The organism is Vibrio ziniensis, from assembly GCF_011064285.1.
In the GTDB taxonomy this organism is placed as follows: domain Bacteria; phylum Pseudomonadota; class Gammaproteobacteria; order Enterobacterales; family Vibrionaceae; genus Vibrio; species Vibrio ziniensis.
Window position 1 is genome coordinate 577,414 of the sequence record NZ_CP049331.1, and the last position, 12,167, is coordinate 589,580.

At 41.9% G+C, this 12,167-nt stretch carries 10 protein-coding genes; 6 read left to right on the top strand and 4 right to left on the bottom strand.

Features of this window, described 5'->3' with window-relative positions; all coding sequences use genetic code 11:
• Positions 1-67 precede the first annotated feature (67 nt).
• Entirely contained in the window at positions 68-1,357 is a 1,290-nt protein-coding gene (shyC, locus tag G5S32_RS02630; protein WP_165310355.1) for a peptidoglycan DD-endopeptidase ShyC, read from the bottom strand.
• A gap of 131 nt (positions 1,358-1,488) precedes the next feature.
• Between shyC and tyrS the strand changes: the two genes are divergently transcribed.
• On the top strand, positions 1,489-2,676 hold the full coding sequence (tyrS, locus tag G5S32_RS02635; RefSeq protein ID WP_165310356.1) for a tyrosine--tRNA ligase: 1,188 nt from the start codon (positions 1,489-1,491) through the stop codon (positions 2,674-2,676).
• Between the two features lie 81 nt (positions 2,677-2,757).
• Here the strand turns inward: tyrS and dacB are convergent, their stop codons facing one another.
• Both dacB and G5S32_RS02645 read right to left on the bottom strand, forming a co-directional pair.
• Positions 2,758-4,182: a serine-type D-Ala-D-Ala carboxypeptidase gene (dacB, locus tag G5S32_RS02640; RefSeq protein ID WP_165310357.1), complete on the bottom strand. Its 1,425-nt coding sequence runs from the start codon at positions 4,180-4,182 to the stop codon at positions 2,758-2,760.
• A 142-nt stretch (positions 4,183-4,324) separates the two neighbouring features.
• Entirely contained in the window at positions 4,325-5,299 is a 975-nt protein-coding gene (locus tag G5S32_RS02645; protein WP_165310358.1) for a porin, read from the bottom strand.
• A 560-nt stretch (positions 5,300-5,859) separates the two neighbouring features.
• Here G5S32_RS02645 and greA point away from each other — a divergent pair.
• Positions 5,860-6,333 carry a transcription elongation factor GreA gene (gene greA / locus G5S32_RS02650; protein WP_165310359.1) on the top strand — a complete coding sequence of 158 codons (474 nt, stop codon included), beginning with the start codon at positions 5,860-5,862 and terminating at the stop codon, positions 6,331-6,333.
• Between the two features lie 97 nt (positions 6,334-6,430).
• Here greA and yhbY read toward each other — a convergent pair whose 3' ends face one another.
• Positions 6,431-6,727, bottom strand: coding sequence for a ribosome assembly RNA-binding protein YhbY (gene yhbY, locus G5S32_RS02655; RefSeq protein WP_042484407.1), 297 nt, complete (start codon positions 6,725-6,727; stop codon positions 6,431-6,433).
• A gap of 119 nt (positions 6,728-6,846) precedes the next feature.
• Here yhbY and rlmE point away from each other — a divergent pair, with 119 nt between their 5' ends.
• The 4 genes from rlmE (at position 6,847) to glmM (ending at position 11,919) form a co-directional block, all read left to right on the top strand.
• Positions 6,847-7,476, top strand: coding sequence for a 23S rRNA (uridine(2552)-2'-O)-methyltransferase RlmE (gene rlmE / locus G5S32_RS02660; RefSeq protein WP_165310360.1), 630 nt, complete (start codon positions 6,847-6,849; stop codon positions 7,474-7,476).
• A 99-nt stretch (positions 7,477-7,575) separates the two neighbouring features.
• Positions 7,576-9,537, top strand: a complete 1,962-nt coding sequence (gene ftsH, locus G5S32_RS02665; protein ID WP_165310361.1) for an ATP-dependent zinc metalloprotease FtsH — start codon at positions 7,576-7,578, stop codon at positions 9,535-9,537.
• Between the two features lie 172 nt (positions 9,538-9,709).
• Positions 9,710-10,543: a dihydropteroate synthase gene (gene folP, locus G5S32_RS02670; protein WP_165310362.1), complete on the top strand. Its 834-nt coding sequence runs from the start codon at positions 9,710-9,712 to the stop codon at positions 10,541-10,543.
• 35 nt (positions 10,544-10,578) lie between these two features.
• Entirely contained in the window at positions 10,579-11,919 is a 1,341-nt protein-coding gene (gene glmM, locus G5S32_RS02675; protein ID WP_165310363.1) for a phosphoglucosamine mutase, read from the top strand.
• Positions 11,920-12,167: the final 248 nt, after the last annotated feature.

The following is a 12,167-nucleotide window of genomic DNA, read 5'->3' on the forward strand; positions in this document are numbered from 1 at the left end:
TGTAAAGGGCTGAGTATGATTTTCAGCCCTTTAGTCTGCAATTTATCTACTGTTAAGATAATAGTTATTAGTTTGCGTATAACAGTTGGCTGTATCTATCTAAACGTTGCAATCTAATCTCTGCATTAGCAATAAAAGTTTGTTTTGCCTTGCCTGTTAAAGATTGTGATTGCGGTAGAGAAACCGTCCGTGGGTTTTTATGAACACCATTAACCAAGAATTCATAATGCAGATGTGCGCCAGTTACACGACCTGAACGACCTAAAGTACCTATAACCTGTCCTTGTTTCACTCTCTGACCTGTTTTTACTGTCCGCTTAGTTAAATGCAGGTACTTGGTGATGTAAGTATTGCTGTGGCGAATGAAAATATAATTACCGTTGAACTGGTTGTAGCTTGATTTTTCCACTACACCATCACCTGCTGCCCAAATAGGAGTGCCGATTGGCGCGACATAATCTGTACCTCGGTGCGCTTTAACTTGACCAGTAACTGGATGGAGTCGACTTGGGTTGAAATTAGAAGAGACGCGACGGAAATCAAGAGGGGAGCGCAAGAAAGCTTTCTTCATTGCTCGTCCATTTGGATCATAATAGTTACCCGTAGTGTCATCGAGCACTGCAGTAAAGTTTGTACCTTGGTTAATAAAGGTTGCTGCAATGATATTGCCACGCCCGACCACTTCACCTTCTACAATCTTCTCTTGATATAGCAGTTTGAAGCTATCCCCAGAACGGATATCGAGAGCAAAATCGATATCCCAGCCGAAAATTCCTGCCAGTTCCATTATTTGGTTTGCAGTTAGACCCGCTGATATTGCCGCATTCCAGAAGTTGGAAGTGATTTCAGCTTCGGCATAATTGTATTGATAGAAGATTTCTTTCTTATCTAATTGTGAGACGTAACCATTTTCGGATTGAGTGACTATAAAGGTCTCATAAGCACTGAGGTTACGTTTTAGCTGAATGAGTTCATTTTGCTCATTAAAGCCGAATTGAATTTCATCACCGGGGCGCAGTCGGCTGAGTTGATCATTAATGTCATCATTACTGGATGTCAGGTTGTATAACTGTCTGGCGCTGAGTCCAATGCGTTGAAACAAGACGGCAGCACTTTCTCCAGAGCGAACCTTATGTTTTTCCCAACGCAAAATAGCAGTAGGAAGAATGGTTGTACCTGGTGATAAGGCTTCACTGTTGATAGCAAGCGGGTAGTGACGGCCAACTTCTAGTTTTTCAGGATTTTTTTGCAGCGACTCAGGACTAGGCAAGAATAGCAAAGCAAATACGATGAGCGCGCTGCACAAAGCGATTAAAGTACGATGAATCCATGGAAGACGAGTGAAAATAGAAAGCATACTCGGGGGTCATTCAGTTAATAATTAATAAAATATCCAGTTACGTAGTCTAACTGGTTTCAAAATGCATCGCTATTCAAGTAAGATGTCGAACTATTAAATTTTTGCCAAATCTGTGGGAGTGAACAAGAATGGCGAGTATTGAAGCGGCTTTAGCTGAAATTAAACGTGGTGTTGAGGAACTAATTCCTGAAGAAGAGCTGATTGCTAAGCTTAAAGAAGGCCGTCCTTTACGTATTAAATTGGGTGCCGATCCAACAGCACCAGATATTCATTTAGGTCACACTGTGATTCTGAATAAATTACGTACTTTCCAAGACTTAGGTCATGACGTTACTTTCCTTATCGGTGACTTTACAGGTATGGTTGGTGACCCAACGGGTAAAAACACCACTCGTCCACCACTAACGCGTGAAGACGTGTTACGTAATGCTGAAACTTACAAGCAACAAGTATTTAAGATCCTAGATCCAGCTAAAACAAAGATTCAGTTTAACTCTGAATGGCTGTCAGAACTTGGTGCTGAAGGTATGATTCGTCTGGCTGCAAACCAAACGGTAGCTCGTATGCTAGAGCGTGATGACTTTAAAAAGCGTTACGCAGGTGGTCAGCCAATTGCTATTCATGAATTCATGTACCCACTCCTACAAGGTTATGACTCAGTAGCAATGGAAACGGACGTAGAGCTTGGTGGTACTGACCAAAAATTCAACTTATTGATGGGACGTGAGCTGCAAAAGTCTCACGGACAAAAACCTCAAGTAGTGTTGATGATGCCTCTATTAGTTGGTTTAGACGGTGAGAAGAAAATGTCTAAATCGGCGCACAACTACATTGGTGTCAGTGAATCTCCAAGCGAAATGTTCGGTAAAATCATGTCTATCTCTGACGATCTGATGTGGAGCTACTACGAGCTTTTATCATTCCGTCCTCTAACTGAGCTTGAGCAGATCAAAGCCGATGTAGCAAATGGTGCAAATCCTCGTGATGCTAAGATTCTGCTGGCTAAAGAGATTATTGCTCGTTTCCACACTGAAGCTGATGCAGAAGCAGCAGAACAAGAGTTCATCAATCGTTTCCAAAAAGGTGCGATGCCAGATGAGATGCCAGAATTCGAATTTGAAGCGGGTATTGCAATCTCTAACCTGCTTAAAGAGGCGGATCTTGTTAACTCAACATCAGATGCTATGCGTATGATTAAGCAAGGTGCTGCTAAACAAGACGGCGAAAAAATCGAAGATGCGAAGTTAGTTCCTGCTGCTGGTACTTATGTTTACCAAGTGGGTAAGCGTAAATTCGCTCGTGTAACTGTGAAGTAATTTGCCGTTAATACTTGGATATCAAAAAGCGCCTATCGGCGCTTTTTGTGTTTAGTCTTAGTCTTTTTTGATAGCAATTAGCTAATTGCTAAGTTCGATCACTTGGCGGTAAAAGCCTTTTTCAAACGTGACCAGAGGGGCTTCTACAGGCACTTCACTTTCTACTTCTGGTGGGAAGTAATCAGTAACAAATTGAATGAAAACAGAACTCGGTTTCCCATTTTTATCTAAACCATATCCCGCCATATTATGAGTCCCATATAGAGAACCACTTTTAGCTTTGATTCTTCCTTTTATGGCCTCGTCACGCATGCTACGGCGGTATTGTAGCGTCCCTGTTTCTCCTGAGCTTGGCAGTAAGTCAATCAAACCTAATGAGCTATCGTGCTGCCAGATATAATACAGAACTTGAAGCATACTCGAAGCCTGAAGTCGATTGTTGCGAGATAAGCCAGAGCCGTCGATCAATTGATCATGTTTAAGCGAAATCCCCGTTTTTTGGGCAATAATTTCTTTTATTGCTTCAGTGCCATTATTAAAGCTGCCTGCTTGTTGGTAGACATGTAATCCAATGGTTTTAGTTAGAGTGTCGGCGATAAGGTTATCCGAATCTTTTAGCATGGTTTCTAGTAACACTTGGAGAGATTCGGACTGATGAGTTGCTAATATTTTTCCTTTCTCTGGCATTGTCCCTATTTTTATTTCTCCTTTTAGCGATATACCGAGTTGGTTGAGTAGCCGGTAAATAATTCTTTGTGCGTATAATTCGGTATTTTGGACAGCAAATTTTAACGGTAGAGGCTTACTTCGTTCTGTCAAACAGCCAGAAAGTAGGTAGTGGTTTTCGTGGTTTGGATAGAGTTCCAAATCACAATGGCTCTGTTTTTGTTGTTCTTCGCTGACCGATTGAGCATTTGTCATTACATAAACGGGATATTGCTCTGGTACGTAGACACGAGTTTGACCGTCTTTCTCAGTGTAAATAGATGATTGAATACAATTCCCATCAATGTTTATAGAACTTACCGGAGCGCTATAGCATATTCCTGTGACATCCCATGGCCACCCGACGGCTTTCTCATAACCATTAAAAACCGTGTTATCTATCCAAAGGTCGCCTGATATTATTCCATTATTTTGCAGTTTTATTTTTGCTAATAGCTCATTAATGTGGGCGGTCGATAGTGTTGGATCGCCGGAAAAAATCAGTGAATAACCTTGCGAAGATTCGGTTAACTTAGTCTGGAAGCGAAATTCATCACCTAGTGCCAATTTGGCTGCTAGGGCAGTGATGACTTTTAAAGTACTAGCAGGGGGGAAGTATTGATTGATTGCTTGAGTATCAACATCAACCTTATCATCGAGTTTCTTTAGTATCAGCGTATAGCGGGTTGACTCTGGTAGAGGATCAGATACTTGGCTTGCCTTGGTTTCAAACGAAGCTAAGTTGTTTGTGGTAGCAAGTAGTAGTATCGAAAGGATTTTGAATAAGGGTATACGCTGCATAGGGGATTGTACTATTAGCTAAAAATGCAATCAGTATAAAGTGTTAGCGATGAACTTTCATTGTCAGTAATCGTGAATTTGCCTTATTAAAATAAAAAACGCCTGCAAATGCAGGCGTTTTAATTATAAGACTGTACTTATATTAGAAATCGTAACGCATACCAATTACTGCTTCGTCTTCTGATGCAACTTTACCCACATCATCAGAGTCAAGCAGGTTTAGGTTGTAAGAGATGTAGCTGCGGAAGTTTGGTTTGAAGAAATAAGTTGCATCAATTGCAAAGTTATCTGCTTCTAGACCAACAACATTATCTGCATCAGCGTTGTTATACGTTGTTGAGAATACTGTCTGACCTAGTGTGTAAGAGGCTGCCAATTCAAAACCAGTGTAGTCTTGGTTATCAACTTCACCATCAGTGAAAGTACCAGCGAAGTACAAGTCACCCATAGTGTAAGAAGCTGCTAGCATGAATTCGTTAGAATCTGCTTGATCTGCGTAACCACCACCAAGTTTTAGGCCTGTATCACCTAATGCATAGATTGCTGACAGAGAGTAGCCATCTTCACCGTTGTCTGTATATTGATCATTAACATCATCTTCAACACGATCAGCAAAACGGTAGCTTGCTTTTACGCCAAGGTTATCAAATTGACCTTTGTAAGAGATCATGTTGTCAGTACGGTCAGCTGCAGCAAGTTTGTATGCCGCAGAGTTACCGTGGTAAGCCATGATATCGGTAAAGTCAGTGATAACGCCTAGTGCACCATCGTTTTTACCGTAAGTGATTTCACCAAAAGCACCGCCGATACCTGCATAAGTGTAACGGTTCATTAGGCTATCTGAACCAGAACTGTCAGTCGAACCTTGATCTGAAGTAGTGAACTCACCTTCGTAGAAACCAACAGCGTATAGGCTGTCGGTGATCATGCTTTTACCAAGGAAGTTTAGACGAACGCGAGATAGGTCATCTGCTTTGCCATCTTTAAGAGATAGGCGTGCTTCTGCACGACCACCCATAGTTAGAGTGTCGCCATCTTTGTTGTATAGTTCATTAGCATTTGCACCAGTTGCTACTGCCGCACCAGCCACTGCTAAAGCAATTAGAGTCTTTTTCATTTTGTAAATCCTAATTTACTGTATGAATAGAAAATAGAGTGTGAATATACTACAACGCACATATCTATCGTCCATTGAATACTTCAGTCGATCAAGGTCTCTATGTCATGTTTGTGTGAAAGTAACACAGACAAGTTTAGTGACCTTGCGGATATTGCGTAGTTAGATTTAACCCTCAAAGTTCCGTCTCTGGTTAGTAAAATGATATAAAAAACACAATTGCACGCTGTTTTTTATGGGTCGATTGTAGTTATATGTATGATTTCCAATATTTTTGATTTTGTTTTTGTAGCTATGTGACTGAGTTTAATGTTGAATTATTTATCTTTTTTTATTTTTTATCGTCGTTAAATGCTTGAGATAAGTGAGATCTAGATCGTTATTGTGTAAGGGTTTGTGCGCAGAAAGCCAATTCTTGTATCTAAATTTTAATTTGGATGATTTCGGCAGAAACTTTGTTTACACTTAGCCAAAATACGTTTATCTAATACAGCCTATCTCCCTAGGGATGTTAGGCTGTTTCGTTTTGTCCAAAGGTAGCTTTGGCATAGAGGTATAAAATGGAAAAAGTTCCTATGACAGTACGTGGCGAGAAGTTGCTGCGTGATGAACTTGAAAGATTATTGAAATTGCGTCCACAGATTTCTCAAGCAATTGCAGAAGCTCGTGAACTAGGTGACTTAAAAGAGAATGCGGAATACCATGCAGCTCGTGAAGAGCAAGGTATCTGTGAAGCTCAAATCCGTGATATCGAATACAAGCTATCTGTTGCTCAAGTTATCGATGTAACGAAAATGGATAAGACAGGCAAGGTTATTTTTGGCGCTACAGTGACACTGATCGATGTTGATACTGATGAAGAAAAAACTTACCAAATTGTTGGTGATGATGAAGCAGATATCAAAGCTGGTCGTATTTCTGTAAGTTCACCGATTGCTCGTGGTCTAATTGCAAAAAGTGAAGGCGACGAAGTCACTATCGTGACTCCTGGTGGCGACAAAGTGTTTGAAATTGACAGAGTAGATTACATCTAATCGTTGAGTTTTAAGCTAGCCCAAAATATAAAAAGGTCGCAGTAGCGACCTTTTTGTAATCTTAAGTAACAATTTGTTTTATTGCTTAACAGCTTTATTACTTACGAGGTAGTTCAATCTTACGCTGCTCTGAAGGACGATACAGAACCAGTACCTTACCAATAACTTGTACTTTTTCTGCTTTAGTCTCTCGAACGATCGCATCGACAATGAGTTGTTTTGTCTCGCGATCTTCAGACACCACTTTCACTTTAATCAGTTCGTGGTGGTCAAGCGCAATTTCGATTTCTGCTAGAACAGCTTCAGTCAGCCCGTTAGCGCCCATGAGAACGACTGGGTTTAAATGGTGTGCTAGACCTTTTAGGTGCTGCTTTTGTTTGTTGCTTAGGTTCATTACGCGCCCAAATTTCTTTATTATCAGGGTTGAAAAAAGCTATTTTAACTCCATCTATCTTTGAAGACTATATTTTCTACCATACTTTCTCAGATAGACGCTGTTTGATTAGGATTAGAATGAGTAAACAAAAACATTCAGCGAGCTCTGGCCGCTGGTTGAAAGAACACTTTGATGATAAGTATGTGAATGAAGCTAAAAAGAAAGGTTACCGTTCACGTGCTATCTTTAAAATTGAAGAAATTCAAGAAAAAGACAAATTATTGAAGTCTGGAATGACAGTGGTTGACTTGGGGGCTGCTCCTGGCGGTTGGTCCCAATATGCTGTTGGCATTGTAGGTGATAATGGACAAGTGATTGCTTGTGATATTTTACCAATGGACTCAATTGCTGGTGTATCGTTTCTTCAAGGGGATTTTCGTGAAGAGGCGGTATTAGAAGCGCTGTTAGAAAGAATTCAGCCAGATATGGTCGATGTCGTAATGTCAGACATGGCACCAAATATGGCAGGAAACCTTTCAGTGGATCAACCTAGGGCTATGTATCTGGTCGAATTAGCATTAGATATGTGTCGACAAGTTCTTGCGCCTAATGGTAGTTTTGTTGTTAAAGTGTTTCAAGGCGAAGGGTTTGACCAATACGTTAAAGATGTCCGAGACATGTTTAAAGTTGTGAAAATTCGTAAACCAGATTCTTCAAGGGCTCGTTCCCGAGAAGTTTATATCGTCGCCACTGGTTACAAAGGTTAACTATTTTACTTGTAATGAGAAAAGTTAACACTATGGCTACAGCCTAGAAACTGTAGTACCCTACCTTTAATTACAACTAGTTATCGAGAGGCTTACACCTTGAGTGACATGGCAAAAAATTTAATTCTGTGGCTCGTAATCGCCGTTGTATTGATGTCTGTATTCCAAAGTTTTGGTCCAGGAGACAACAACGGTCGTACTATCGATTACACGACGTTTGTACAAGAAGTTGGCCAAGGCCAGATTCAAGAAGCTCAATTCAATAACAGTGAGATCAGCTTTACTCGTAGAGGCAGCAGTGCACGTTACGTGACCTATATGCCAGTATATGATGAGAAATTGCTTGATGACTTGATCAATCAAAATGTGAAAGTCCAAGGTACAGCTCCAGAAGAGCAAAGCCTGCTAGGGACAATTTTCATTTCTTGGTTCCCAATGATTCTGCTTGTTGGTGTGTGGATTTTCTTCATGCGCCAGATGCAAGGCGGCGGTGGCAAAGGCGCAATGTCCTTTGGTAAGAGCAAAGCCCGCATGATGAGTGAAGAGCAAATCAAAACCACATTCGGTGATGTTGCCGGCTGTGATGAAGCGAAAGAAGATGTAAAAGAACTGGTTGATTACTTGCGTGATCCAAGCCGATTCCAAAAGCTCGGTGGTAAAATACCAACGGGTGTGTTGATGGTTGGTCCTCCAGGTACCGGTAAAACCTTGTTAGCTAAAGCGATAGCTGGTGAAGCAAAAGTACCATTCTTTACCATCTCAGGTTCTGACTTCGTAGAAATGTTCGTCGGTGTTGGTGCATCTCGTGTACGTGACATGTTTGAACAGGCAAAGAAAGCGGCCCCTTGTATTATCTTTATCGATGAAATCGATGCTGTAGGCCGTCAGCGTGGCGCAGGTGTAGGTGGTGGTCACGATGAACGTGAACAAACATTGAACCAAATGCTGGTTGAAATGGATGGCTTTGAAGGCAACGAAGGTATCATCGTTATTGCTGCAACTAACCGTCCAGATGTACTGGACCCAGCTCTACTTCGTCCTGGTCGTTTTGACCGTCAAGTAGTAGTAGGCTTGCCAGACGTGCGTGGTCGTGAACAAATTCTTAAAGTCCACATGCGTAAAGTTCCTCTAGCAGGTGATGTTGAGCCATCACTGATCGCTCGTGGTACTCCTGGTTTCTCTGGTGCAGACTTAGCAAACCTTGTAAACGAAGCTGCACTATTTGCTGCTCGTGGCAACAAACGCAATGTATCAATGGTTGAGTTTGAACTGGCTAAAGACAAAATCATGATGGGGGCGGAACGCCGCTCAATGGTTATGTCAGAAGAGACCAAAGAATCAACAGCTTACCATGAAGCAGGTCACGCGATCGTTGGTCGATTAGTACCTGAACATGACCCTGTTTATAAAGTGTCTATCATTCCTCGTGGCCGAGCATTGGGTGTGACCATGTACTTACCTGAGCAAGATCGCGTAAGTATGTCGAAACAACATCTAGAGTCGATGATTTCAAGTTTGTACGGTGGTCGTCTTGCGGAAGAATTGATTTACGGTGTTGAGAAAGTATCAACAGGTGCTTCTAACGACATCGAACGTGCTACTGATATTGCTCGTAAGATGGTGACTCAGTGGGGCTTTTCGGAGAAGTTAGGTCCTATGCTATACGCAGAAGAAGAAGGGGAAGTGTTCCTTGGTCGCAGCGTAACGCAAACTAAGCATATGTCTGATGATACCGCTAAGCTAATCGATGATGAAATTCGTATTATTATCGATCGCAACTACGAGCGTGCTCGCAAGATTCTTATCGACAATATGGATATCATGCATTCTATGAAAGATGCACTGATGAAGTATGAGACGATTGATGCAGGACAAATCGATGATCTGATGGATCGTAAATCAGATATTCGTGAACCTGCTGGTTGGGCTGACCAAGCTAAAGCTCAAGAAGAGAAGAAAGCTGAGGCGGCTAAAGCAGCTTCTGCTGAAGAGTCTAAAGAAGAACCTAAAGTAGAAGAGACTTCGGTAGATTCATCAGCTGAAAATAAAGATTCAGAGTAATCTTATGTTATCTATAAAACCCCGACTTGTTCGGGGTTTTCTGTTTCCGGGTTATATAAATAAACTCCTCTCTCTTTTCTAGGGGTTGCTTCCGTTGGAGCATTTCAAGCTCGGTGGAAATAAACCTCTCTAACTATCCTAAACTGAGGGGAGAGCAAAGAATGAACTACCAATGAAATTAAGAACAGCAACGAAAGAACTTATCCTCGATCGCCCTCATGTGATGGGTATTCTCAATACAACGCCAGACTCTTTCTCTGACGGTGGCAGCTATACCACGTTAGAAAATGTTGTTATCCGAGCTAAACAGATGATAGACGCGGGTGTCAGTTTTATTGATATCGGAGGGGAATCAACTCGACCTGGTGCTCCTGAAGTTACCCTTGAGGAAGAGCTGCACCGAGTGATCCCCGCAATTAAAGCAATTCGTGAGTTTAACCAAGATGTGTGGATTTCCGTTGATACCAGCAAAGCGGAAGTGATGCGCCAATCTATAGAGGCTGGCGCTGATTTAATCAACGATGTCCGATCTCTACAAGAACCAGGTGCACTTGAAGTCGCTGCAAAAGCCAATGTGCCAGTTTGCATCATGCACATGAAAGGACAGCCAAAAACGATGCAAATTAACCCCGAATACGATAATGTTCAGCTCGAAGTTGAGACCTTTCTCCTTGATAAGCTAGCAATATGTGAGAAGGCTGGTATTACACGTGAGAATATTATTCTTGATCCCGGCTTTGGTTTTGGTAAATCACTTGAGCACAACTATCATTTACTCGCCCATCTAGAAAAACTCCATCGATTTGGATTACCGATACTTGCTGGTATGTCTCGCAAATCAATGGTGTTTAAACTTCTAGATAAGAAGCCTGCGGAATGTATGGTTGCCAGTGTGGCATGTGCAACCATTGCTGCAATGAAAGGCGCGCAGATTATTCGTGTCCATGATGTTGAAGAAACATTAGATGCGATGAAGGTTATTCGAGCTATGAATGAAAGCTCATAAAAATATAAGTTATAAGAATAAGCTAAGGATATATTATGTCTGACGAAAGACGTTATTTTGGTACTGACGGTGTACGAGGCAAGGTTGGTCAATACCCAATCACGCCTGATTTTGTACTTAAGCTAGGTTGGGCTGCTGGACGAGTGTTGGCAAAGCAAGGCACTAAGCAAGTCATTATTGGCAAAGATACCCGCATTTCTGGTTACATGTTGGAATCTGCTCTTGAAGCAGGTTTGGCCGCAGCTGGCTTAAAAGCTGTGCTCACGGGGCCGATGCCGACCCCAGCAGTCGCTTATTTAACCCAAACATTTCGTGCTGAAGCGGGGATTGTTATTTCTGCATCACATAACCCATATTACGACAATGGTATTAAGTTTTTCTCTTCTGAAGGTACAAAACTTCCGGATGAAGTGGAGTTAGCTATTGAAGCTGAGTTAGATAAAGATATCACTTGTGTAGAATCAGCAATGCTAGGTAAAGCTTCTCGTTTAGTGGATGCGGCTGGCCGTTACATTGAATTTTGTAAGAGCACCTTCCCAAGTAAGCTGAGCTTAGCTGGATTAAAAATCGTGGTGGATTGCGCTCATGGTGCAACTTACCACATTGCACCTAATGTTTTTAAAGAGCTAGGCGCTGAAGTGATTGCCATGGGCATCGAACCAAATGGAACCAACATTAATGACAAAGTGGGAGCTACAGATGTTGCTGCTTTGCAAAAGCGTGTTGTTGAAGAACAAGCCCATTTAGGTCTGGCTTTTGACGGTGACGGTGACCGTTTGATCATGGTTGATGAGAATGGTAACAAAGTCGATGGTGACCAAATTGCTTATATCATTGCTCGTGATGCATTGCGCAGAGGTGAACTGAAAGGTGGTGTTGTTGGTACCCTAATGACTAACCTAGGTATGGAAAATGGCTTGAAGCAGTTAGGTATTCCGTTTGTGCGCGCTGCTGTTGGCGACCGTTATGTTATGGAACAATTGCTGGCGAAAGGTTGGAAGATTGGTGCTGAGAACTCAGGCCATATCATCCTGCTTGATAAAGTCACCACCGGTGATGCAATTGTCGCTGCGTTGCAAGTATTGGCTTCAATCGTGGGTAGTAATATGTCATTAGGTGAGCTATCAAAAGGCATGACACTGTACCCTCAAGTTCTCGAAAATGTGCGTTTTAGTGGTGATTCCAATCCACTTGAAGCTGATGCCGTGATCGCAAGCGTTAAAGAAGTCGAAGCGCAACTTGGCGCAAAAGGTCGGGTATTACTCCGTAAGTCAGGTACTGAGCCTTTGCTTCGCGTAATGGTTGAAGGTGAAGACGCAGATCTTGTTAAATCTTCAGCTTTAAAAATTGCAGAAGCAGTTAAAGCTAACTGTTAAGTCTTGTTTTTATTGGCTCCTAAGTTTTTAAGCGAGTTAGAAATTTGGAGCCAAGTTTAAACTAATATCACTTTGAGCCTTTTTTGACCGTTTAATAAGCAAACTAGATATTTTTAATAAATATCCCTTGTCAGTCATACTCGCATCCGATAGTATTGCCTCCGCCTTCGTTGAGGAGGTCGCTAGCCTTGTTCTTGTCATCTGGTTTTCAAAAACAAACGGAAATGATTAGAACGGCGCTGGCTCAA